The organism is Pseudovibrio exalbescens, assembly GCF_028737195.1.
Classification (GTDB): Bacteria; Pseudomonadota; Alphaproteobacteria; order Rhizobiales; family Stappiaceae; genus Pseudovibrio; species Pseudovibrio zosterae.
On the sequence record NZ_JAQZAJ010000006.1, the window covers coordinates 75,962 to 100,048 of the forward strand.

Below are 24,087 nucleotides of genomic sequence, written 5' to 3' on the forward strand. Positions count from 1 at the left end.
AAATATTGTATAGATGAGTAGTATCTAATGCATAGTGTGTATAGATGAAAGAAGTTCAGGCTTTAACAGAATACCTTAAAACAACTTTAGCATATCAGGTTGGGTTGGCTTTAATTGATGCGAAGGGGTCTTTTTCAAAATTACTTCTTCTTCCCTATGAGTTATATGTATTGAATCGGAAACACAAAAACAAAAGCAAACAATTACTGAAAAAGAAGAGCTTGGGTGTAGATGATATTGAAGATGAAGTTTTGGAACTCATAACCAATGAGCAGGACGATACATATGCCCTTTTGAGGCGGCGGGGGAGGGCGAATAGCCATATTTCTAAAGTGTTTTTGCTTGCGGCGCGTGTGTCGTTGAAGGTCTCTTTATCGAGAGCTAGGGCGCTAGCTGAAGACGCATTTAAGTTTGCTGCCGATCAAAAGCAAAAAGAAGCCGCTATTATAGTGATTTACGACAGTGGCTCAATTCAAGCGGCATATCAAAAGATACTAGAAATCCAGTTAGATCCCTATACTAGCAGTTCGAAAATAAGACGCATTTTTGATGAATACAGAATTACTACAAACGGCTATGCTTTGCCAAGCAAAAGCATTGCTGTGAATTCAAATATTAATAATAGTAAGATTATTTACGTTTCTCACTTTAGTATTCCCTATCATTCATCAGGATACGCGACCAGAACGCATAGCATGTTGCAAGCTTTGGCGTGGTCTGGGATCGATGTTACATGCGTGACTAGGCCAGGTTACCCTCTAGACAGATCTGACAGCAAGTTCTTGTCCAGGGCCCGTAGTCATGAGGAAGTCGAAGGTATTGAGTACAGACATATTGGTTTGAATTCATTATTTAACGATGGGACGCTTAGTTATTTTAAGCAAGCTTCAGATGAGTTGGTCAGGGTATGTAAGCAGCAAGACCCGAAATTTATAATTGCAGGGTCTAATTACGTTAATGCTCTGCCTGCATTAATGACAGCGCGAAGGCTCGGCTTGTCTTTTGCTTATGATGTCCGTGGGCTGTGGGAATACACCACTGCTTCCAAATTTAAGGGCTGGGAGTATACAGAACGTTTTGGGTTTATCCGGTATATGGAAACATTGGTGGCGGCAGAGGCTGACAGAGTTTTTGCTATATCGTCGCCCTTGCGAGATGAACTAATTAATCGAGGAGTTGCGAGCGATAAGATATCCCTGCTGCCAAATGGGGTCGATCTAGAAAAGTTTAATGAACATACCGTTTCTCATGAACTGAGAGATAAACTGAACATTGATATAAAATCTGTGGTGTTTGGTTTCATTGGTACGTTGGAGGTCTATGAGGGGTTGGATGAAGTCCTCCACGCAGTCAAGATGCTATTGAGTAGGGGGGTGAAATGCAATTTGGTTATTGTTGGGGACGGCAGCTGTGCTCGGCAGATAGGAGAGCTCATCTTAAGTTTGGGGTTGTCGGAACATGTGCGACTGATTGGAAGAGTTCCTTTCTCGGACGTCGGGAAGTATTACGAACTTTGTGATGTGTTTGTGTATCCTCGTGTAGAAACTCACGTCACGAGGATTGTTCCGGCGCTGAAACCACTAGAGGCTATGGCTTCAAAAAAAGCGGTAGTTGTCTCAAATCTTCCCGCTTTGGTGGAGTTAGTTGGAGGTGAGGCCAATGCAGCGATAGTCAAGCCAGGAAGTTCAAGTGATCTATTTGCGGCCATGTATAGATTGTGTAAAGAAGAAACCCGAAACCATCTGGCTTCAGAAGGTTATCATTTTGTAGCAAAAAACAAAACATGGAAAAAGAGTATCGCTGAGTTAGTAGATTTTATTGAAAATCCCCAATAACATTTACTAAAATTCATGCGCAGTGGAAAACTTACTCGTAACTTACTTTCGGCGTTGTCGATTGCGCATCGGGCCGTTTGAGCCTGTGTACAAATCCAAATGCTCTTGATAAAGAACTGGCAGGCGGCTATCATAATTAGGCTTAAAGATGCATATATGGGTTATTGTAGGAACGCGCCCTGAGGGTATTAAGATGGCCCCGGTGGTTAGGGAGCTTCAACGTCGTGATGATATTAAAACGACTGTAGTTTCAACTGGCCAACATAGGGAGATGCTGCAGCCCGTTTTTGATGATTTCCAGATATCTCCAAACATTGAATTGGATATTATGCGGCCAAACCAGACACTTGGGTCATTGACAGGGCGCTTGTTTCAAGAAATCGACAATGCGTTAACCAGTGCAAATCCTGATTGGGTTCTGGTGCAAGGCGACACCACATCTGTTAAAGTTGGAGCCCTTTGTGCGTTTTATCGAGGAATTAAGGTCGGCCACGTCGAGGCAGGTCTTCGTAGCAATGATATTTATGCACCTTTTCCAGAGGAATTGAACCGCAGAGTCGCTGGGTTGGTGGCGAGCAAACACTTCGCTCCAACTGAAGGTGCCAAGTTTAATTTGATTAAAGAACATGTTAAAGAAGACAGTATCCATGTGACTGGAAACACTGGCATAGATGCACTGTTGCAAATGGCCCGACTTGTGAGTCAGAGGCCGCCTGTTCTTCGTAAAGAGATAAACGCTTTTCTAAAGCAGTACCCGAAATATGTTCTTATTACAGGGCATCGCAGAGAAAATTTCGGTGGCGGTTTCGAGAACATTTGTAAAGCCATTAAGTGCTTGAGCCTTAAGTGGCCAGAAATTGGTTTCCTATATCCCGTTCATCTCAATCCTAATGTCCAAGAGCCGGTTAATAGAATAATTTCGGGACAGAGTAACATTTTACTCTGCGAACCCCAAGATTATCGCAAGTTTGTGTATCTTATGTCTCACAGTCACATCATTTTATCCGACTCCGGTGGCATACAAGAAGAAGCGCCAAGTCTTGGTAAGCCGATTTTGGTTATGCGAGAGAAAACTGAACGACCTGAGGGTGTCGAAGCCGGTTGTGCCGAGTTGGTTGGAACGTCGCTTGATAAAATTGTAAGAAGGGTATCTAGCCTCTTAAGAGACAATGGTGAATACCATAACTTTACGTTGGCAAAAAATCCATACGGTGATGGCAAAGCCAGCGAAAAAATTGTAAACGAGCTATTTTGAATTTTTACCATTTGGAAAAAAATGACAGAACTCAACGCTGCAAAAAACCAGAATTTGGATGCGTCTGTAACGCACTTCGCCAATGAAGTTGTTATTGAACAAAAAGGCTTCAAGAGCATTTCTGTTGTCGGGCTTGGTTACATTGGCCTTCCAACTGCGGCGATTTTCGCCTCCCGGAAAGTTCCGGTTTTAGGTGTAGATGTAAGTCAGCACACGGTTGATGCCATAAATCGTGGTGAAGCGCATATAGTCGAACCAGATTTGGATCTCGCGGTTCGTACCGTGGTATCCGAAGGTTATCTCAGGGCCTCTATGGAGCCAGAACCAGCTGATGCATACTTGATCGCGGTGCCCACCCCGTTCATAAGTAGTCAATGGAATGAAAAGGAGCCTGACTTAAGCTTTATTGAGGCGGCCAGTAGAAGAATCGCAGGCGTTTTGAAGCCAGGAGATCTAGTTGTTCTAGAATCTACAAGTCCGGTTGGCGCTACTGAGAAAATGGCGGCTTGGCTTGCTGAGGAACGGGGTGATTTGACTTTTCCTCAAACGCATGGTGAACAGTCAGATATACGTATCGCCCACTGCCCAGAGCGAGTGCTGCCAGGGCAGGTGTTGCGAGAGCTTGTAGATAATGATCGTGTGATCGGCGGTATGACACCGAGGTGCTCTAGTCGTGCTGTGGAGCTCTATAAATTAGTTGTAAAGGGCGAGTGTGTTGTCACAGATACCAGAACGGCAGAAATGGCGAAACTTACAGAGAATAGCTTTCGTGATGTAAATATTGCATTTGCGAATGAGTTGTCAGTTATCTGCGACAATCTCGATATAGATGTTTGGGAGCTAATTTCATTAGCCAATAGGCACCCGCGCGTCAATATCCTTAAGCCTGGTCCAGGTGTTGGTGGGCACTGTATAGCTGTAGATCCTTGGTTTATCGTAGCTAGTAGTCCTAGTGACGCTAATCTTATCCGTACTGCGAGAGAGGTCAACGACAGCAAGCCTCATTGGGTAATTGAAAAAGTGAAGAATCTTGTGAAGATTCATAGTTTTCTTCATTCAAAGCCAGTGCGAATTTCATGCTTTGGATTGGCATTCAAGCCGGATATTGACGATTTTCGAGAGAGTCCTGCATTGAAGATTGTTGATGAGCTTTCAAAGGCTTACCCGGGACAAGTTTGTGTTGTTGAGCCGTATGCCGAAACGCTCCCCGCGAGCCTTGAAGGGAAGGCTACTTTGACATCTTTTGAAAGTGCATTAGAGGCGGATATTGGAGTAATTCTTGTCGCGCACAAAATATACGCAGACAAATTTAATACATTGAGAAAGGATATGAAAATAGTCGACACGCAGGGTGTTTGCTGATGTTTTTCATCTGCGCGTTGATCAAGAAACTCCTTTTGATGTGGAGAATCTCTTAGAGGGCCAAGTAGTGAGTACTGGAAGAAGTTGTGCTTTACTAGGGTGCGGAACACCATAATGAACGCGGTTCGAAGCTTAGCGAAAACCACTGCTTTGCTAACCTTTAGTGAATTAGGAGCGCCTTACCTAATCTGTCTTTGTAAAATCAAAAATACGATCGATGCGAAAACACTGTAAGGCGTAAGTGTTGAGCTATATTACTCCTCCAGCTTTTAGTTGGGGCTTTAACAGGCAATAACCAAGATGCGAATGCTTCAACAAATGCAGTAATAGTTAGGTGGGTCGTTAATAAATTTAATTGTGCCTAAAGAGAGGTTTCGCTGCGACAGGGATCGCTTTCAGTTTGTGATCTCTAGTGAGAACCGGTAAATTTAGTGCAATATGTTCAAGTCATAGCATTTCGTGCCGGGCATCACCAAGGTCATAATCCGCTTCATAGTTTCCCAATTGTATTCCTAAACTCGCGGGCCAGGTACACTCATTGTGTTCACTCCGGTTTCCCGAAACCTTCGTTTGTTAACTACCAAAGATGCAGCGAAGTTGGGGTGTGTTGACGAACAAAGAAAATAGACCTCGGGACGCAACCAAAATGTTTTGGACTTTTTTGAGTTAAGGGCGGATTCACAATGCAATGGTCAGAAACATTTAGCGTGAGTGTATATTTTTAGGTGAGATGCATGAATATTTTGCGTAAAGTCGGGAGAAAAAATTCATTAGCGGCAGTTGCTGAGGAACATGACGATAGCTCTGGTGAATTCAGTTATCCAGAAGTGAATGCGCAGCTCACTATTGATCCGCTCTGGCACAGTATACCGGTCAAGGTCGGCCAGACCCTAATTATTGAGGGCGCTGTTAAATATCACAATATCAAGGGCAATAGTAGTCGAAAAGCAGTTTTGCTGATCGACGCCCTAGACATCAATGGTACGCGCGTTGACACTCCCTGTGGTAGACTGGCGAAGTCCAATCATTTTGATGCTTACTTCAAGTATCTTCCCTGTACGCAGAATATGATCAAAGAGCTGCACATTTTTACTGTGAAGGAGGGAATTCGCGCGATTCGCATAGCTGCATGCGGATTTAACCAAAGCGATGACGAATATGTGATACTACGCGAGCTGAAGGTGAAGCCCAAACCCAACAGTTCTCATACTCATCGGTTTCTGCGACCTAGCGCTCAAGCGGCAGAGATAAGTATACTTGGTTGGCCCGAGCAGCCGCCCAACGGTAAGCCATATGTTTTAGGTTTAATGGATGAGTTTACTACCGGCTGTTTCGAGCAAGATGTAAATTTGTTATTGCCTAGGCCAGACAATTGGTACGCACTAGCAGAGAAATACAAACCCAAGCTGTTCTTTATCGAGAGCGCTTGGAAGGGCAATTCCGGGAGCTGGCAATACAGAGTAGCAGATTATTCTAATAAGCCGGGTTCCGAAGTTGCGGAAATTTGCGAATACGCTCGAGAAAACGGCATTCCGACTTTGTTCTGGAACAAGGAAGATCCAGTTCATCACCAGAAGTTTATGTGTAGCGCAAAACTGGTAGATCACATATTCACCACCGACGCCAATATGAAGGATAGCTATCGAGCAAAGACTGGCAAAACAAATGTGCATTCATTGCCCTTTGCCGCGCAGCCTACGCTCCACAAACCGGCGCCTTTGGAAGGACGCACGCCTCTCGCGTGCTTTGCAGGCAGCTGGTATGGGAATCGTCATGCTGAACGAGGTGCGTCAATGCGCTGGTTGCTAAAAGCAGCAGACAGGCACGGATTGGAAATCTTCGATCGAAACTATAGAACCGGCATATTTCCGTTTCCTGAGGAGTATCGCGCTGGTATTAAAGGAAGCCTACCTTACAAAGACCTTTGCAAGCAGTATAGTCGCTATAGAGTTTTCCTTAATGTTAACTCGGTAATCGACTCGCCAACCATGTTCTCACGGCGAGTGTTTGAACTGATGGCTTGTGGAACTCCGGTTGTCAGTACCTATGCGAAAGGTATCGAAAACTTGTTCGAAAGCGACGCGGTTTGGCTAGTGCACAGTGAGGAGGAGGCAGATGAAGCACTGCGTACCTTGATGAATGACGACATCGAGTGGCGCCGCCGAAGCCTGTTAGGTATTCGTGAAGTATTCGCTAAACATACCTACGCTCACCGTCTGAACTATATTTTCGATCTCCTCGGCATTGATGTGCACATTCCCGTAGAGCCCACCATTCGGCTGATCGCCGAGGCTCGCTCAGAACTCGAACTAGAGTCGTTAAGTACCTTTGTCCGTCGACAGAGTTATCGCGGCTTTAAGTTGGGCATTAAGTGCGCCTCTAACCTGACAAACCAAGCTCACCGAATGCCGGATACAGTTTCGTTGCTCCGAGAGGGTCAGACAGAACAGTGGCTGGCTAGCCAACATACGGGTCCCGTTTTGTGCGGCTGCATCAGCCCGTTTCACCAGTATGGCGAGCACTACTTGCGCGATCTTGTTAACGCGAGCATCTACGAACCTAGCGCACGCGGCTGGGCGAAGGCGAAAGATCGTGATCTTTTCGCTTACGGTGGTGTAGCGTGTATGGGAGGAGCGCTTTGGCGCGCTAAAGAATTTCTAGAGCACCACATCAAGACTCCACCGGAGAAGTGCGCCTCCCACCCAGAACTCTTTATTTCAGACAGCGACCAATTTAAAAGAGCCGGCTTGGCTGCAGAAGTGGCGGTTAGTTAGAAATGATCAAGCGTGTTCTCATATGCGGTAACCCTGACCTGAATTATATTGATGGCTCTGCGATTTGGTCGCAAACCATCGCACTGGCCACTGCTGCTACCGGTTCGGCGAAGGTTGACTTCTTGACCAGAAGCGCCCCGGCTCGAAGAGAGCTTTTTGCTCCGCTGCAAGCAAACTCCAACATTACTCTACTGAATGGCGCAGCACGCGAACATTGGAGTGGCAGAAGTTTTGCGCGAATTACTCCAGCGATGATGGGAGAGTTAGCCGCCCGCTTGGATGAGGACCAACCTTACGACATTATAATCATTCGAGGCTTGGAGATTGCAACTCAGTTTCTTGACAAACCTCGGTCGCTGGCCAAATGCTGGATCTACCTGACCGACATCCCCCAAGAAGCGAGTGCATATCGCCCTGATGAGCAGCTAACGATGCAGCGTATTGCCGAAGGCTGCAATCTTCTGTTATGTCAGACGGATGGATTTAAAGCCCTTTGGCAAGCATTGGTTCCTGACTTAAAAGCCGACAAGATTAAGCTTTACACGCCGGTGATTCCGGACTTTACAGAAAGTCTGCCGCCTATAAGTCAGCGCCCTCAGATGAGCATCTACGCTGGCAAGTTTAAGGGCGATTGGATGACTTTAGAAATGGCTTTGGCTTGGCCCTATGTCCATCGAAAACTGCCAGGAAGCGAACTGGTTATGGTCGGCGACAAGATCCACAATGAGTTGGAACGGCCTAACTATGCTGTGCAAATGAAGCGCGCACTAAAAGACACCCAGGGCCTGAAATGGCTAGGTGCTCAAACGCGTGAAGCTGTGCAACAGCAGCTGCGTCAAGCCAGAGTGGGTCTCTCGTGGCGCAATGAGGGTATGAACGATACCTTAGAGTATTCCACCAAAATTCTAGAGTACGGAGGGGCAGGCTGCGCTGCCATTCTTAATAGAAATCCGCTGCACGAACGGCTCTTGGGAAAGGATTATCCGCTTTTTGCGAATAGCGAAGATCAGTTCAAGAAACAGCTAGTACGCGCTCTGAATGAACCAGAAGTATCCCAGCAGGCCGCCGATTCGCTCAAGTTGTTGGCAGAACGTCACACTTTCTCAGCTCGGGTCATAGAAATTCAGAAGTGGATGAACGACACATCCTATGCATTAATAACTAGGCCCAAACATCAAGCGCCGTTGGCGGAGCAGGTGCTCAAGGTGGTAGGGCCTGCATTGAAATTATATCAGCGGCTAGTAGCCTCCCCCAAACAGCCGCCAACAAAGAAAACAATCCGAGTACTAGTTGCAGGGCACGATCTCAAGTTTTTTACCCCGTTGCAGAAAAAATTGGAAGCGATGGGACGGCTAGAGTTCATAACCGACCAATGGCAGGGACACAATCTGCACGACAAGTCAAAGAGCCGAGCATTATTAAAGCAAGCCGACGTCATATTTTGTGAATGGTGCCTCGGCAATCTTAAATGGTACTCACACAATAAAATCCCTCATCAGCGGTTGGTGGCGCGTTTTCATTTGCAGGAACGGGAGCTACCTTATTTGGCGGAAGCCAACTGGAAACAAATTGATCATATCAGCTATGTCAGCGAGTTCATTCGCCGGGAAGGGCAAAAAGCGTTTAGCTTTCCTTTCGAGAAAACATCGGTAATCCCTAACCTGCTAGATGAAAGCAAGTTTACACCTAAGAAGAAGACAGCTGATGCTCGTTATACCTTGGGCATCATCGGTGTTGCTCCGGCCCGGAAGCGCCTTGACCGAGCCTTGGATCTATTGGAAGCTCTGTTAGAAGAAGATAATCGCTACTGCCTTCGAGTGAAGGGAAAGCATCCATTGGAGTACGATTGGCTGCTAAAGCGCGAGGATGAACGGGAGTACTATCGAAACGTTTTTGAGCGGATCAACAGCAACTCAAGGCTTCGCCACAAAGTTATCTTTGACCCGCCAGGTGATGACGTGAATGAGTGGTTTACTATGATTGGATATATCCTGTCACCATCAGACTTTGAGTCATTCCATATGGCTATTGGGGAAGGATTGTTAACTGGAAGTAAGCCGATCATCTGGGATTGGGAGGGTGCATCTGAGATCTGGGGTGAGAAGTGGATAATCAGAACTGTTGAAGAGGCAAAACAAGCTGTGATTGACTATAGTCCAGAGAACGAATTGCGCACAGAGATTAAGGGTATCCTGTCGTCGCAGGAAACCAGTCAAAAGTGGTTGGATATTATCCAAAAGGGTCCATAAATTTTATGATGACTAGTGATCTACTATCCTATGTGACGCCGATGGCTAGAGATTATATCCAGGCAACAGTTAAGACATCCAACAAATCTCACTTTGAATTGCTAAAGAAGCTGATTGATAGAGGACAGTTTGAAGCGCAGAGCTTCGAAGACAGCAATCTAGATATATTGACTTTTGATTGGCAAAATCTTGAACGTGATCGAAACTGGTGGTGGCAATTGCAAGCGCTGCCATTTTTATCTTGGTACATTAATAGCTTTTCATTGCAAAGCAAGGAAGAGCAAAAAATTTACTTTGCGGCCTGCTTGGACGCGGTCCACAATTGGATTGATAAAGCTAAACAGAATAAAGAATCGCCACTCGTCTGGCATGATCACGCAGCCGCATTTCGTATCCGCAATCTTACAAACTGGCTCGTTTTTTGCCGACACTACAACCTGCCTTTAGATAATGAGCCTCGAGTTGAAGCTCTTGGTGACCTTATTATTGAACATCTCGATTGGCTGCAGGAAGATAAACACTATTCGAAGCATACAAACCACGGCTTTGACCAGGCGATGATCGCGCTAATCATCTCGTCGATGTTTTCCTTTGACGGATCAGAAGATTACCGCCGCCTAAACCGCAAACGCTTGAAGGAAGAGGTTGCTTTTGCCTTCACCAATGAGGGTGTACACAAAGAAAACAGCCCCAGCTATCAGAAGATGATGTTTAGCAGGCTGCAGCAGTTGAGGACCCTTGCACTTCTTGGAGACAAAGAAATTTCTAACATGAGCGACCAGTTTGTCGCTAAGGTAGAAGCCTTTTTGCGTGCCATTACTCTCCCAAATGGTTTGTTGCCAATGATTGGGGATACACGCGGAGATGATGAGGGCCTAGTTTACGAGCAGAAGCAGCAAATTGATGTTTTGGACTATTCTGCGTCTGGCTATGTAATTGTCCGAGGTGACGTTGTCGGCAAAGACTTCCATCTGGTTTTTAAGGCCAGCCACCTGTCTCATTATCACAGGCATGATGATGATCTCTCTATACATTTATACTTTGATGGGAAGGTCCTATTAGGCGACGGCGGACTTGGTTATTACAATGAGAGATGTGAGAAAAGAAAGGCACTGAGATCCTGCACCGCTCACAATGTGCCGTACATTATTGGTTCGGAGGCTGTCAGGAAAGTGGAAGATCTCAGAGGATCACCACCCACGGTGACGATGAACGGCAAAACTATTATCGGAAAGACGCACTGCTTTGGTACTGAGGTAACAAGAGAGCTAGACCTTTCTCGACTGCGTGACGGTAAGATAACAATCAAAGACATAGCAGGTGGCGACTCGGAAACACTCGCAGTGAATTTCTTTTCATCTGAAGGTCTATATCATGCTGAAGGCTGTTTATTTGTTCCCATCCATGCGGATAGAGCCTTAAAAGTAGATATGTTGTCCGAGGTAAATATAAAGGAAAATAGTAATTTAATATCAAAAGAATTTTCCAAGTTCGCTACAGCTTCTTCTTGCACGCTGACTTCTTCAAAAAGAAAATCTAAGGCTATTGAATTTGAATTAGACCTTAATACGCGAATTGATGTTAACCGCACTGGGCTTGCCAATAGCGCTCATCCTCATGAAAGAAAGAGCAACGGGAGCAAGTCAACCTTTACTCTTGAAGTGGATGGTTTTCAGTATGCAATGGTCCTTCCACACTGGGAGACTGACTATATCCAAGGTATGCTCGCTGAAAAGGCAATGCCCTATGAGCTTCCGATGCTACGTACCATGCGACAATTGCTGACAAGAGGTGATCTTGTTTTGGATATTGGCGCCAACATTGGCAACCATACGCTGTATTTGGCCGCAGCCACTGGCTGTAATGTTATTGCGTTTGAACCCAACCCCATATTGGCTACACCTTTGCAAAGATCGATTGACCTCAATGATCTTGGTGAACGTGTCTCGTTGATAGCCAAAGGCGTCGGATCAGAGGAAGCCAAAGGTGTTTTCAAGGTCTCAAAACCAGATAATCTTGGCGCTCAAATGCTTACATTAATCGACACTGCTAATGAATCAGATAGTGAAGGACGTGCCGTCGATGTGGTGCCGCTGGACAGCATGAGTTTTGCTAGCCGAGTTAAAGCGATTAAAGTCGATGTCGAGGGGATGGAGCTAGATGTCCTCCGTGGGGCTAGGGAACTTATTGCAAGAGATCAGCCTAGCCTCTTCATTGAGTCGCAGAATGAAGCTGAGTTTGCCAAGATACATGAGTTTCTTGAGCCTTGGGGATACGTTTATTGGCGGACTTTCAATGCGACTCCTACCAACTGGTTCGTTCCCAAACATTTAGCTTCCCGAGCAGATCTCCAGCAGAATGGCTTGGAGCAAGGAACAGCTTTCTATAAGCTATGGGATGAGCGGCAGCGCCTAAGAAAGTCGAATTTAGAATTGCAGGAAAAATGCAAAACAGCCAATAGGCGACTGACGGATATTCAGAAAATATTGGATGAACCAACAACCTCAACGTCTGCAAAAAACAGGTGAGCTGCTTCCCATTGGTTGGACATGGGGAAAAGACTTCATGAACCTGCTGATCTTAGTTGGTATAGTGCGATTGCCTCTGACGTTGACCCTTGTAGCTGGACACCCGCAAATACCCAATGATTTTGGGTTTGGCTTGGCGGTGTAGCCGATTTCTTTCGATTTGAGGGCGATTTTGGCCTCGGCCCGGGCAAGGCCGATCGTGCGGATGAACAGGCCGTAGCGGTTTTTCTGATGGGCAAAGACATGCTCGACGCGAGCCCGGATCGAAGATTTCTTCGCATTGGCACGCCCGGTTGCCTCTGGCATCGGCTTGTTGGCCGGCTTACGCCGGTGGATGCGGTGCACCAGCATGTTCTTGACCAGCCACTTCTCGTTCTTCTTTGATCGATAGGCGCTGTCCGCCCACACATCGGAGGCTGTATTGTCCTTTGTAATGACGTGCTTCAACTGGCGGCCATCGGCGTCTGAAGCCGATGTCACCGCGCAGCCCCGGATAAAGCCCTAACGCCGGTCTATGCTGATATGGCTCTGACCTGCCCCCCGTGGCTCCCTCATTCATAACGAGAGTTTGCAGATCTGGGTTTTATATTCTTCGGCGCGCTTCTGCGGGCGTTTGATTGCCGAGCGATGAGTGCGGCCTGACGTGGTTGTAGTCGTATCGCCAAAGCGCCAGCTTTCGACGGGCATCTTGCAGATTGTCGAACATCTCTTCATTCAAGAACTCGTCGCGTAGACTACCGTTGAATGACTCGATGAACGCGTTCTGCTGCGGCTTACCTGGGTTGATGTAATGCTAGTCGACTTCGTTGTCGTTTGCCCATTTCAGGATCGCCCGGCTGGTGAACTCCGTCCCATTGTCCGAGACAATGCTCTTTGGCTTTCCGTAGACACGCACAAGAGCGTCCAGTTCGCGGGCGACCCTGGCACCAGAGATCGATGTGTCTGCAACCAAGCATAGGTTTTCTCGGCAACAATCGTCGTTCACCGCCAAAATACGGAACCTTCGGGATGCACCGAACGTGTCGGACAGAAAGTCCAGCGACCAGCGTTCACCAGAACTCAGAGCCTCAGGCATCGGCGTACGCGATCCGCGAGCGCGTTTCCTGCCCCTTCGTCGTCTGACGCCCAGTTTCTCTTCTTTGTACAGGCGATAGAGCTTCTTGTGGTTCATCACATATCCTTCGCGCTCCAGCATCACGCCGATCCGGCGGTAACCAAACCGACGCCGCTTGGCCGCGATGGCCTTCATCTCTTTGCGTATCTCAGGATTGTCAGGCGGGCGCTCACGCCGGACATTCTTGGGATCGACACCGACAAGTCGGCAGGCCCGGCGCTGCGAGATGTCATGATCCCGCATCGCCCGGAGCGCTGCTTCGCGCCGCTCATTCGACGTCGTCAACTCTTTCCCAGCAAGTCCTTCAACACGACGTTGTCCAGCATCTGGTCCGCGAGCAGACGCTCTAGTTTGGCATTCTCATCCTCCAACGCCTTCAGCTTGGCTGCATCGGACACTTCCATGCCGCCATACTTGGATTTGAACTTATAGAATTTGCCCTGACTTAGGCCATGCTTGCGGCAAACCTCCGCCGTCAGCATCCCGGCTTCATGTTCTTTGATCATTCCGATGATCTGCGCTTCTGTAAAACGGCTCTTGCGCATCTGTTTGCTCCTTCGAAAGGTTGAGCAAACTTTACATTAAAGTGCAGGAGGGTTCGGGGGGCAGGTCATACCGAGCATTGCTAAATTCGAGATCGTATTCTAATTATGCTCTTTAAGACAGCTCTAATGAGTCCAGAGAGTACGTTACCTTTTGATTTTCGAAAGTCTCGCGGGGCGCCAGCTATATAAATCTGCATTGCAATGTATTGTAACAACCACGACTTAAAACGCAACTTGGCCGCAGCCCGGTAACCACTGAGACGGCGTTCGGATGAGTTAGATATTCTTTCGATTGCTAGATCTCTAAAAATAAAATGTGTAGTTTGTAGATATTCAACTTTTCTTGATTGAGTTAACGCCTCATCATACATTAACCAGTCTTGCGATGCGGGAACATCATGAAAGCTAAGATTATTGACCACGCGCCTTCTAAAAGAGACACCACCTAAAGGGCCAACGATATTCATATATCTCTGCACGTTAGTAAAAAGTTTTGGTTTGTGGACAAGCTTGGCCAGTTCCTCAGACCGAATGACCTCTTCTTTGTCTTGAGTTAGTTTTATTCTTGGCGTTATGACCATATCTAAATTTGGCGTTGTTAAAAAAACCTTTACAATTTCCTCGACCCAGTTATCTGGAAGTAAATCGTCAGAGTCATGAAAGTGAATTATCTCACCTAAACTAATTGTCAATCCTTTTTTTCTTGAAATCGGTGCGCCAACACACTTATCGTTGCGAACGATAGATACGTCAAACGAATATTTAATATGATCCATGCACAAAGGTGGATCAGAGGCGTCGTCTATCACTATTACTTCTAACAAGCTTTTGTATTTAGTTTTCTGCTGTTCTATGGACAGCAGAAGTTCCTCCAATAAATGGTGGCGATTCCTGCAGGGAATAAGAACAGACAAAATTGGGGGTTCAATCATGTATTCCACCTTTATCTTCCTGAGGGAGGGTGTGGGCAAAAGTATACGACTTGGGCGGTATGGTGTTGTCAAGACGCGTTTTGTGTTCATCTTCTAGATGTTGGCCTTCTAAAGCATTTCTTTCGCCCGTTCTTCAATTGACTTTTGCTGGGCTCATTTAAGGGCTCAGCATAGATAAGCGTAGCAGTGCTTAAAACGGTGCAGCGATGGGAGCTTAGTAAAAGCTCTGGTGCCTTATATACTGTGACAGCGGCAAAGCCGGATACGCGCACACTACCCCGAAGTGCGGCTCTTATTTGAAACCAATAGTTTGTAAAATGGTAGGATCTCCTCATAGGAGTAATATATAGCCACCTTGCTCAAGCTGAAGGCGTGAAAATTGAACGTTGGCTGCGGGCTAAGGTGCCCGTGGAGGCAACAAGTGGGCGTTGTCATTCAACAATATTCCGCGAGTTTAAACGGAACCACTTCGGAGACGCGGAACTGGCGCATGTGGTTGGTTACTTTGGCGCTGCTGCCCAGCAATCCGCGTTAAGGCGACACAGCAGACAACGGTAGTTGATCAGCCATAAGGCTCTGTGTCTTTCTGTGGTTGTGTGTATCTAGATAGCTGAACGCCGGAACAAATCGCCTGTCGCATGGGCCATGAAACAACGTCTCCAAGAGAGTGCCCGCAACCAAGTATAGATAGATCAATTCCAAGGAAGGGGTGCGACAGGAACTTTCGTGGTATCTCCCAAGCACCGCGAGGCCCAGGCCGAGATGGGCTCGAATACGGCGCATCTCCAAATTCCACTGTGATGTTAGCTTTCTGTTTCGACCTAACAGTGAAGAGTTCGGCCACTAGGAAGCCGATTTAGCGCGTTTCAAACAACACTTTGGTCAGGGCAACGTCACCTCTTCGGTGAAACTTGTCGGGCGTTTCAAGGTTCTAAAAAAATAGCCGCAGGAAAACAAGCCGCTGATGGATAAGATCGTCGCAGCACTTGCAGCCCTGCCTCTTGGAGCACGCCAATCCATCACCTTTGATCGTGGAACAGAGTTCATGTCTTGGCCTCACTTGCAGGCCGAGATCGGGAAGCGAAACTGGTTTTGCGATCCTGCCGCGCCTTGGCAATAGGAACGGTCGAAAATACAATGTGCCGTGCCAGACAATGGCTGCCACGCATACTGGATATGCGGCAGGTCTCTGATCCAAACTTGAAAGGATCAGTAACCGCCTCACCAACACGCCCCTCAAGGGTCTTGGCTGGAAGGCACGATAATCAACCCCAAAATTCACCGGGTTTAAAGTTGGCTTCTCCGGCCTGTGATGTGCTTGGAGAAGCAGATGAAGAAGTCTCGATTTACGGAAAGCCAGATCCTGGAAATTTTGAAGCAATGATGAGGACTAGAAAATGAAAGAGCTGTTTGAGGTGCCGATCTCTACCGGAAACATGGGATCAGCAACGCAACTTATTACAACTTGTGTTCAGAGTATGACGGTATGGACTCGCCGGTATGTCAGAAATGGAGGCCATGGTTCAGCAGGATCACCGTCTGAAGAAAAGGTATGCCGAGATGGCGATGCAGAACGAGTTGCTTAAGCACGCTGCGGGCAAAGGCCTTGAGGCCGTCTTAGCGCCGGGGGATGGTCATGAATGCAATCAATCTGCGTGGTGTAAGCATTGCGCTTGCCTGCCGAACGTTCCAGACCGGCGAGAGTTGCTATCGTTGTGAGCGCAAACTGTTCGACGAAAATGCGGAGATCGCGGACCGGCTGGTTCGGCTGGCAACAACGCATCTAACTAGGAGCTTCGGCTTGTATTTCCTTTACTTGTGCATTGTCAAAGGCTTTCCCCGGATTACCAAGAGCTTCGTCCAAGAAGGGGCGACAGTCTCGGAACTCTCTGCACGCTCGGACCTTTCACCGGCCGCCTATGCCGACGTTGCAGGGCACTGGGCGAAAATGGGCGCAACCATCATTGGCGGCTGCTGCGAGGTTGGCCCCGCTCATATTGCAGAACTCGTGCGGCGTTTGACCTGAACGCCAGAGACGCTGCAGAAGGGGGCTTCGGGTAAAGCACAGTTTGGATGGGGCGCTTAAACACAGCCTGCAAAGCCTCCAAGCAAAGAGGCAATCCCGCCTGATACGCAAAATCCGCGCGCGGGCGGCACGTAACCGGACCACGCTGGGTGAGGCGGAGATTCTCATCCGCGATGAGGACAGGCAGCAGGAGCCGGAGGAGAGCGGCGCAACCACCTCGCTCGCCTCCCTCAACCGCGACCTGACAACCGCCCAGGAAATCACCCGGGACGAAGAAGAATATCTCCGCGTCTATATCTCCGACGAAGCGGTGCGGGTCGTTCAAATCGGGATCACGGAAGCAATCAAGTCGGGCGGGTTTGTGGATACCTATCTGCTCGACAAGCAGCTGACCGAGGATGAAAGGCACCAGAACAAGCAGAGCATTCTAGCGCTGCGGCTGGCTACAAGGCTGCAACATAACCTGCGATCTTAACATAACTCAAGCCCGAGCCGTTCGGGACGACTGCTCCAAAGGCATTAGGGCTGGTGGCGGGAGTCCAATCAAAAGCCAGGGACCTCGCGGTGGATACACCAAAGGTAGTGAAACATGTACCAGTGAAGCGAAGTGAGGTACGGCAATGTGCTTAGTTTTGCCTCAGCCGGCGTATGAAACTAGACAAGATTTTCTTTCTTCAGCCCGACTAAGGTGCTGGCGGGCATTAACCTAGACGCACCACGCGATGGGAGCCAATTTGCCCAAGGTGATTCTCGATTAACCGATTAACTTCCATGAGTGAAATGAGAGGTGCGTTTTTTGACCCTGATACTATACTTCTAAATGAATTAACATGATTAATCATCGCATTGATTATTGATATCGATAATCTAAAAAAAACTAATTCTCACTGCGTCTGAGAGAATTCTAGTTTTACAACCAATAGAAAACCACTTGCCTTACGCTGAGTAATATTAAATAAAATTAGAATAATTTACGATCTAATACTATTGTAGAAAGTTGATAAACATTCATATTGCTGGTATCTCGACACTCGGTCCAGTAGAGGAAGCCCATCTCATACAATCGATGGGCTCTTGGCTATCAAGGAGTGTGTCATGTCAAACATTGAAAATAGCACTTCAAATACTCAGGAAGAAGTCCGGGAAGACGTATCCAACACGACCGATGAAGTAAAATCTGTCGATGCGACTGTTCAACATGAAGAAAACCACGATGATCTGGACGACCTAGATGATCTGGACTTCGATCTTGAAGATGTTGAAGACAAGATCGCTCCCCTCGCTCTTTAGCCGGTTTCGAGCAGCTTAATAGCTGGGCAACTTCCGGCTTCAAATCATAGTGTGGAGCAATCTCATGAAGTTGATGATTATCTCTGGTAGCCCGCGCATGGGCTCCCAGTCGGGTAAGCTCGCCCATTTACTTGCAAAACGTCTATCCAGGCGGCGTAAAGAGGTGACTTGCGCTGTGTTAGACCTTGCAGAGCCAATCCTGCCAGAGCTGACGGACGATGTTTTCAAATCCCCGCCAACGCCGGGGTCACCTTGGCACAGCACCTTGGGTGACCTTTCTGATGCGGACGGCTTTGTGGTCATCACACCCGAGTTCCACGGCATGGTACCACCTGGTTTGAAAACACTGTTCATGCTGTCTGGAGAGGGGCCGTTTTGTGACAAACCAGCCTTGCCGGTGGGAGTTTCGGATGGCATGGGCGGCGTCTGGCCCATCGCGGAATTGCGCGTCTCCAGCTTCAGGGGAAATCGGCTCTGCTGGATCCCTGATGACGTGGTGGTGCGGCGCGTGAGCGACGTCAACGCCGCAACGGAACGGGCTTTCACCGAGCCGTCGCAGAAGTTTCCCGCCATCTGGGCGCGTTTGGATGCTTCCTGTGATCTTCTCATTGGTTATACCCGGGCGCTTTCAGAAGCGCGCAAGGATGGGGCCATTCAGAGAAAACACAAGGAAGCGGCATAGCGCTGCTGTTCCGCTTGTCCATTTGATTTTGAGGTACGCATGAAAACGGCGCCCGACTGGCTGCGACTTGCCCGAAACCACGATTATCGTTTGCTGTGGCTGGGACAAACCATCTCCACCTTTGGCGAATCCATCTATCAGGTCGCGTTTTATTGGCTCGCCTACGAGATGACAGAAAGCGCGTGGCTGGCGGGTCTCGTGGTGTTTTGCGCCAGCGCCCCTTACCTACTGTTCGGATTGATCGGCGGCGTTTACGCGGACAAATGGAACCGCAAGTCATTAATGCTGTTTTGTGATCTGATCCGAGCAGTTGCCGTGGCGGTTGTGCCTGCGTTGGCGCTGGCAGGCATGTTGACGGTCTGGCACTTGGCATTGATTGCATTTGTCTTGACAAGCGCCCGCTGTTTCTTTCATCCGTCGTTGAATGCAGCGGTTGCTGGTGTCTTGGATGATGACACCCGGGCCCTTGGGGTGTCCCTCGTGGAGGGCGGTTTTCGGGCTGCGCGCCTGATTGGTCTGGCACTTGGTGGCATTCTCATCGAGCTTTGGGGCGCAGATCAGCTCTACACCATCGCTATTGTAACCTTTTTTGTTTCCATTGGTTTTGTAGTGCCGCTGCGCAATGTCGGCCATGCCGAAGGTGAGGAGTCCGAAGACAACCTGCTCGGTGCTCTTGGTGGCACGCTGCGCTTTCTGCAGGGCCATAGAGATTTGTTCTGGGGCATCATCTTGTTTGGTGTCGGCCTGATGTTTGTTACGGGCCTGGAGCGTGTCGCGCTGCCGCACGTGGCAGACCAGAACTGGGGCGCAGGAGCCAGTGGCTTTGGTTGGGTTCTAGCCATGATCACCATCGGCTACGTTTTTGCGTCCCTTGTGATCGGCCGTTTGCAAATCAAAAATCCATCGCTTTACATTTTCGGCGGATGGGCGCTTTGGGGCGTCTTTTTTGCCGCGCTTGGACTCTCTGAAAACATCTGGATAGCGCTGAGCTTCGCCCTGCTGGTAGGCGCTGTAGAAGCGGTCGTGGATATTCCGCTTGTGGTGCTGATACAAACAAAAACGCCCGGTAACCGAATGGGCAAGGTGTTCAGCATGTGGTCCACCATCGCTTTTATCGGCGAGAGCTTGAGCGCGCTCATGATTGGTGCGTTGATCTCCCAGTCTACCGCCCCAGCTGCATTCATCATGTGCGCTGCCGGGACTGTGGCCATGGCCATCTTTGGACTGATTGCAAGCCGTTCGCGCGCTTCAGACGAACCGCAGGCCCTTGAAGGGGGCAAGTCATGACGATGACAGCCTCCCTTGCAACACCGGCGCCGGAGCCGTTCAGTTCGGGTGACGAGAGTGCTCACGAGGAAGTACGGTGGAAAATGATAGATCCCTTGTGGGATCCGGCTTCTGCAGAGTTCGCAGCTGCCCTGAGTAACGTCTGGGCGGGAGTAAAGCGGAGCCGAGAAGAGTTTGCTCGTTTCGCCAAGCAAGTAACGGCTGGGGCGCTGTCTGCCACCGCGCTGGAGCGACTTGATGCGGACTGGTCAGAACAGCGAGAGAGCATTCAGGAACTCTATGTGTTTTTGGAGTGCAAGCGCTCTCTTGGCGAAAGTTCCAAACACTTGATGAAGAATGCGGAACGTATTCGGCGCATTGCTACTGCGCATAAAAGTGCCCCTACGGAGTTTGTAGGGGTGATGCTCAAAGCAGGCCGGAGCGCCTCAGATTTATTCCCAAAAGGCGTGCCTGAAGAGGTTTTGAAGCGCTGGCAGAGTTGGGAAAGGGACGAGGAAAAAAGCAAGCGCAATGAACAGACAGACCGGCTCGGTGGACCCGGCTACAGACAGTGGTGGCAGGCCTACCGTGACACTCGAGCGCAGCTTTGTTTCCATCTGCCTGAGGACGGGATAGCCGATAACCAAGTCTCTGTGGTGGAGGCGACCCGCTTGTTGGCGCACCCGGTTCGAAGCACTCGAGAAAGGATCTTCACAAGCGTGGAAACAGCTTGGCAGCCGCATCGAACCATGGCAGCCCACGCTTTGACCGGCCGCATTGCATGGCGATGTCGAGCGGCTGAGATCAAGGGCGAAGATCGCTGGCAGGAGGCCCTTGCTGAAACGTCCCTCTCGCGCGGCGCAGTTGAGCGTTGTCTTGAGGCTGCAAACGCCCTTCGAGTTGACGCTCAAGCAGCGCTGACGGCTCAAGCGCACATGGCAGGCTACGAGAGGCTTGCACCTTGGGATCTGGATGCTTCCAGCCACTGGGTTGGTCCGGTTCCACTAAACGAGGCGCTGAGGGATACCGAGCGGGCGTTCAATGCGGTTGATCCGGAAATGGCTGGGTTTTTCCGTCTGATGATGCAAGAGGGCTGGCTCGATGCCAGACCTCATCAGGCAGGACGCAGAACAGCGGACTTTCAAACCTCGATTGCCCGACGCGGCGTGCCACTCGTGCTCGTGAGCTATGATGGCCATGCTCTGAACGCGATCCGCATTGCCCATGAAACCTCGCACGCACATCATTTCTGGTGCATAAAAGATCTGCCCATGGAGCGGCACTATGTGCCAACGGCCTCCGCAGAGACAGTGGCATCGTTTGCCGAACTTCTGCTGCGTAGCCAATGGCAGCGAAGCGGGGCGAACAGTTCTCAGCACCCATGTGCCCAGTTCCGCCGCTACGCGTGGATGGAAGCGCAGGCCTTTATCGCCTTTGCGCTGATGCTGCCTGCCAACTTTACTTTTGAGAGGCAACTGACCGATGCGCCTTTCGCTCATACACCAGAGGAACTGGATCAGCGTTTCACGAAAGTCTGGTTGCACTGGTTCGGAGAGAACAACGTCAGCCCAGATGTGAGTGCGTGGTATCGCAAACCTGTATTCATTGCTTCTCAGTTTCATGGCTTGCCCTACATTGCCGGCTTTTTTCTTGCACACTTTCTTGAGGCGCAAAGACAGGCTTTAGGACCTCAGTTTGCTGGCGCCTACACCAGTCTTTTGCGCAGCATGGCTCAAAGCGACATCAATACCGCTTTCAAAACAACTTTTGGTGCTGATCTGGAAGAGGAGGCCGTGTGGGAAACGTGCCTGAGCGTGATGCGGGGCCGATTGAACCAACTGATGACAAGTGTCCTCGAGATGCCTGGGGAGGCTGCATCATATGCTTGATCAGCAATCCGCTTCTCACCAACAAAAAGCCCATGTCCGAGCTAGATGGCAATTTGGCCCTGAATTTGTTCTACGTTCTCCGGGCTTTCCGATGGAGGTGCTTGAACTTTTTCGCATGCAGGACACCTTGGCAACCCTGCTGGAAATGGGTGCTAAAGACGCGAAGACGCAACAGGATTATAGCGAAGAAAATCAACGCATTTTGGACAGTATTGGGCGTCTCTTGCAAAGGCAGGATATTCGCCAAGCGCTGTTTGTCTCAAGCCCGGATGTTTATCGCAACGCGGTACCGAAAGTTGAGCGAGCGCTTGCGAAATCCCATTTCAACTCTGATGCGCGGCGGGCGTTACGTACCGTGTTTGCCTACCTCCAGCGCTTCGCAGCCAAGAACGAGACCACAAGCTTTTTTGGTGCACTGAACTATGGCCGGATAGATGACGGTTGGGATGGCTGGGCAAGGCTTGAAACCACCGTAGATCGGAAAGAGGGGCCGGGGCTCGCCATGGGCGAGGATCTTGTTACTGAACGCCGCGTCTTTTTAACGTTTTGGGCCCTGTCGGCGCTTGCCGAAAAAATCGCTGAAGAACCTGAGTTCAGGAGCGCGTTGCCATTGCACCTTAATCCCATGGTCATCCTGAATGCGGATGGGTTGACTATGCCGGATCAATCCCATCGCCCGTTGCCACCTTGGGCGGTTGCAGTAATGGAGGCCATTGAAAACGGCCAGACCCGCAGCCAAATCCAGAAAACGCATGGCCCGCGCTCTCAGATTCTTATCGACAAGTTGGTTGATTCCAGCATTTTGCGGCACGGCCCTATTGCTAGCTCCTCGCGCCTTGACGCCTTGGAAGAGTTGCTTGCCGTGGTCAGTGATTTGCCAGAAGGGTCCACACGCGACAGGTGGGTTGAGCGACTGACAGCGTGGCAACGGTGGTGCGCGCAGATGAGCGCAGCGTCCTTCCAAGAGCGGCAAAAGCTGCTCGAAGAGGCAGCCTTGCAGTTTGAAACGCAGACCGGCTTGTCAGCATGGCGCGGAACCGGCGCGATGTATGAGGACCGCACCATCTACTATGAAGAAGCACGTGGCAGCATCCGTGAGCTGACCTTTGGCCGCCGTCTTCATGAGGATCTTGTTCAACGGGCGGAGCCCTCTTTGCAACTCTCGGCAGCCATAGGGAATGCGCAATGGGAAGCCTTGCAACGCTCTGCCCGCGCCGTCTTCATGCATCTCTCACCGAATGGCACACCAGTGCCAGCCCCTCGGTTTATCGATGCAATGAAGGGTGAGGTGCCAACAATGCCTGCGGTGGGCACAAACGAGGTGCAACGCCGTCTGGAAGAGCTGGTCTCCAATCAATCTGCAGATGCGGACGGGTGCGTGCGCATTGCCCCAGAACAGTTGATGCTGAAGGAGATTGAGGGGCCGCGCTACTCGCTACTTGATGTCTTCATCGGAGCAAAGGACATGGACGCCTTGGCTTCTGGGAACTATGAGCTCTTTGTTGGCAAGATGAACCATCATCTATTGCTGAACTCGTGGCTGACCACCTTTTTGCCAAGCCGGGATGAGTACTCATGCCAGCTCAACAACAGGCTGAATGAAGCGGGCCTGAGCGAACTTACCGCCCTTCAAGTGCGGCGGCGCAATAAAGGTTTCTATAGTTTCCCCGGTGAGCGCCTCGTTTACTCAGATCCTATTGGCCGTTTCGACAAGGCTGACGGTGTCAGGGCGACATCTCTTGCGCGCGCTGAAGTCGGCCTTGATGATGAAGGTGTGGTGCGGTTGATGGTTGGCGGCAAGCCAATACCGCTCTACCTGACGTTGTCAGACCATCAAAAATACCCACCGTTCGCCGCGCTAGCCCTGCCTTGGCTGGCCGCGCCAGAGATTGATCTTGGACAGCACACGCCACGCATTTACTTCGGCGACTGCGTGATACAACGGCAACGTTGGTCCTTTGCTGCGGAAGCTCTCAACGACATTACTGAGATGTCAGGCGTTGCTTTGCTCAAGGCAGCGCAAACCTTCCGGCAAACATATGCACTGCCCGAACGGGTTTTTGCAAAGGCAGACGCAGAACGCAAACCCATCTACGTGGATTTCGCCGTTGAGCATTGTTTGGTGATGCTCGCTAATCTGCTCAAACGCAGCACCGCAGTACGTTTTGAGGAAATGTACCCTGATGCGGAGAGCCTTTGGTTGACGCAGGGAGGTGGTCGCTACCCGTGTGAGCTGCGAATTCATGCGATTTACCCCGGTCCAGTAGCGAAAGTACCAGAGACGACCAGAGCAATTGCAGGCGCCAAGCTCGCTGCTGGCGCGGAAATCGCTTAGAGGAG

General features: G+C 49.6%; 15 protein-coding genes and 2 pseudogenes. 14 read left to right on the plus strand and 3 right to left on the minus strand.

Translation table 11 applies throughout. From position 1 onward, the window contains the following. Nucleotides 1-44 precede the first annotated feature (44 nt). From PUV47_RS16325 to PUV47_RS16350, 6 genes are all read left to right on the plus strand, one after another. Nucleotides 45-1,835, plus strand: coding sequence for a glycosyltransferase family 4 protein (locus PUV47_RS16325; RefSeq protein WP_274219656.1), 1,791 nt, complete (start codon nucleotides 45-47; stop codon nucleotides 1,833-1,835). A gap of 148 nt (nucleotides 1,836-1,983) precedes the next feature. Further along, nucleotides 1,984-3,090, plus strand: coding sequence for a non-hydrolyzing UDP-N-acetylglucosamine 2-epimerase (gene wecB, locus PUV47_RS16330; RefSeq protein WP_274219657.1), 1,107 nt, complete (start codon nucleotides 1,984-1,986; stop codon nucleotides 3,088-3,090). Nucleotides 3,091-3,111: 21 nt separating this feature from the next. Then, nucleotides 3,112-4,452: a UDP-N-acetyl-D-mannosamine dehydrogenase gene (gene wecC, locus PUV47_RS16335; protein ID WP_274219658.1), complete on the plus strand. Its 1,341-nt coding sequence runs from the start codon at nucleotides 3,112-3,114 to the stop codon at nucleotides 4,450-4,452. Between the two features lie 734 nt (nucleotides 4,453-5,186). Continuing rightward, the gene (locus PUV47_RS16340; protein WP_274219659.1) at nucleotides 5,187-7,226 is read left to right on the plus strand and encodes a CgeB family protein; all 2,040 of its coding nucleotides are present in this window, start codon (nucleotides 5,187-5,189) and stop codon (nucleotides 7,224-7,226) included. Between the two features lie 2 nt (nucleotides 7,227-7,228). Beyond that, complete coding sequence (locus PUV47_RS16345) at nucleotides 7,229-9,475, plus strand: glycosyltransferase family protein (protein WP_274219660.1); 2,247 nt, start codon at nucleotides 7,229-7,231, stop codon at nucleotides 9,473-9,475. 41 nt (nucleotides 9,476-9,516) lie between these two features. Continuing rightward, a complete protein-coding gene (locus PUV47_RS16350; RefSeq protein WP_274219661.1) occupies nucleotides 9,517-12,003 on the plus strand; it encodes an FkbM family methyltransferase in 2,487 nt (828 codons plus the stop codon). On the opposite strand, the gene PUV47_RS16355 is transcribed toward PUV47_RS16350, so the two are convergent. The 3 genes and pseudogenes from PUV47_RS16355 to PUV47_RS16365 all read right to left on the minus strand — a co-directional run bounded on the left by PUV47_RS16355 (nucleotide 11,980) and on the right by PUV47_RS16365 (nucleotide 14,594). After that, nucleotides 11,980-12,498, minus strand: coding sequence for a transposase (locus PUV47_RS16355; RefSeq protein ID WP_274219854.1), 519 nt, complete (start codon nucleotides 12,496-12,498; stop codon nucleotides 11,980-11,982). The two genes, PUV47_RS16350 and PUV47_RS16355, sit on opposite strands and share 24 nt — an antisense overlap. An 88-nt stretch (nucleotides 12,499-12,586) precedes the next feature. Further along, a pseudogene (locus PUV47_RS16360) lies at nucleotides 12,587-13,662 on the minus strand (IS3 family transposase). A gap of 80 nt (nucleotides 13,663-13,742) precedes the next feature. After that, entirely contained in the window at nucleotides 13,743-14,594 is an 852-nt protein-coding gene (locus PUV47_RS16365) for a glycosyltransferase family 2 protein (protein ID WP_274219855.1), read from the minus strand. A 333-nt stretch (nucleotides 14,595-14,927) separates the two neighbouring features. On the opposite strand from PUV47_RS16365, the pseudogene PUV47_RS19905 reads away from it, so the two are divergent. From PUV47_RS19905 to PUV47_RS16405, 8 genes and pseudogenes are all read left to right on the plus strand, one after another. Beyond that, nucleotides 14,928-15,859 (plus strand): annotated as a pseudogene (locus PUV47_RS19905) (IS30 family transposase). A gap of 371 nt (nucleotides 15,860-16,230) precedes the next feature. Further along, a complete protein-coding gene (locus PUV47_RS16375) occupies nucleotides 16,231-16,620 on the plus strand; it encodes a homocysteine S-methyltransferase family protein (RefSeq protein WP_274219663.1) in 390 nt (129 codons plus the stop codon). Nucleotides 16,621-16,663: 43 nt separating this feature from the next. Beyond that, entirely contained in the window at nucleotides 16,664-17,095 is a 432-nt protein-coding gene (locus tag PUV47_RS16380) for a hypothetical protein (RefSeq protein WP_274219664.1), read from the plus strand. A 620-nt stretch (nucleotides 17,096-17,715) separates the two neighbouring features. Next, nucleotides 17,716-17,910 carry an ammosamide/lymphostin RiPP family protein gene (locus PUV47_RS16385; RefSeq protein ID WP_274219665.1) on the plus strand — a complete coding sequence of 65 codons (195 nt, stop codon included), beginning with the start codon at nucleotides 17,716-17,718 and terminating at the stop codon, nucleotides 17,908-17,910. Between the two features lie 64 nt (nucleotides 17,911-17,974). Continuing rightward, nucleotides 17,975-18,592, plus strand: a complete 618-nt coding sequence (locus PUV47_RS16390; RefSeq protein ID WP_274219666.1) for an NAD(P)H-dependent oxidoreductase — start codon at nucleotides 17,975-17,977, stop codon at nucleotides 18,590-18,592. Between the two features lie 39 nt (nucleotides 18,593-18,631). Further along, a complete protein-coding gene (locus PUV47_RS16395) occupies nucleotides 18,632-19,879 on the plus strand; it encodes an MFS transporter (RefSeq protein ID WP_028481744.1) in 1,248 nt (415 codons plus the stop codon). Beyond that, a complete protein-coding gene (locus tag PUV47_RS16400; RefSeq protein ID WP_274219667.1) occupies nucleotides 19,876-21,747 on the plus strand; it encodes a hypothetical protein in 1,872 nt (623 codons plus the stop codon). The genes PUV47_RS16395 and PUV47_RS16400 overlap by 4 nt, the downstream gene beginning before the upstream one ends. 91 nt (nucleotides 21,748-21,838) lie before the next feature. Next, nucleotides 21,839-24,082, plus strand: a complete 2,244-nt coding sequence (locus PUV47_RS16405; RefSeq protein WP_274219668.1) for a lantibiotic dehydratase — start codon at nucleotides 21,839-21,841, stop codon at nucleotides 24,080-24,082. The last annotated feature ends 5 nt before the right edge of the window (nucleotides 24,083-24,087 follow it).

Coding starts and splice junctions, on each gene's coding strand:
- PUV47_RS16325 (WP_274219656.1), top strand. CDS start 45: ATGAAAGAAGTTCAGGCTTTAACAGAATACCTTAAAACAACTTTAGCA.
- wecB (WP_274219657.1), top strand. CDS start 1,984: ATGCATATATGGGTTATTGTAGGAACGCGCCCTGAGGGTATTAAGATG.
- wecC (WP_274219658.1), top strand. CDS start 3,112: ATGACAGAACTCAACGCTGCAAAAAACCAGAATTTGGATGCGTCTGTA.
- PUV47_RS16340 (WP_274219659.1), top strand. CDS start 5,187: ATGAATATTTTGCGTAAAGTCGGGAGAAAAAATTCATTAGCGGCAGTT.
- PUV47_RS16345 (WP_274219660.1), top strand. CDS start 7,229: ATGATCAAGCGTGTTCTCATATGCGGTAACCCTGACCTGAATTATATT.
- PUV47_RS16350 (WP_274219661.1), top strand. CDS start 9,517: ATGGCTAGAGATTATATCCAGGCAACAGTTAAGACATCCAACAAATCT.
- PUV47_RS16365 (WP_274219855.1), bottom strand. CDS start 14,594: ATGATTGAACCCCCAATTTTGTCTGTTCTTATTCCCTGCAGGAATCGC.
- PUV47_RS16375 (WP_274219663.1), top strand. CDS start 16,231: ATGAATGCAATCAATCTGCGTGGTGTAAGCATTGCGCTTGCCTGCCGA.
- PUV47_RS16385 (WP_274219665.1), top strand. CDS start 17,716: ATGTCAAACATTGAAAATAGCACTTCAAATACTCAGGAAGAAGTCCGG.
- PUV47_RS16390 (WP_274219666.1), top strand. CDS start 17,975: ATGAAGTTGATGATTATCTCTGGTAGCCCGCGCATGGGCTCCCAGTCG.
- PUV47_RS16395 (WP_028481744.1), top strand. CDS start 18,632: ATGAAAACGGCGCCCGACTGGCTGCGACTTGCCCGAAACCACGATTAT.
- PUV47_RS16400 (WP_274219667.1), top strand. CDS start 19,876: ATGACGATGACAGCCTCCCTTGCAACACCGGCGCCGGAGCCGTTCAGT.
- PUV47_RS16405 (WP_274219668.1), top strand. CDS start 21,839: ATGGAGGTGCTTGAACTTTTTCGCATGCAGGACACCTTGGCAACCCTG.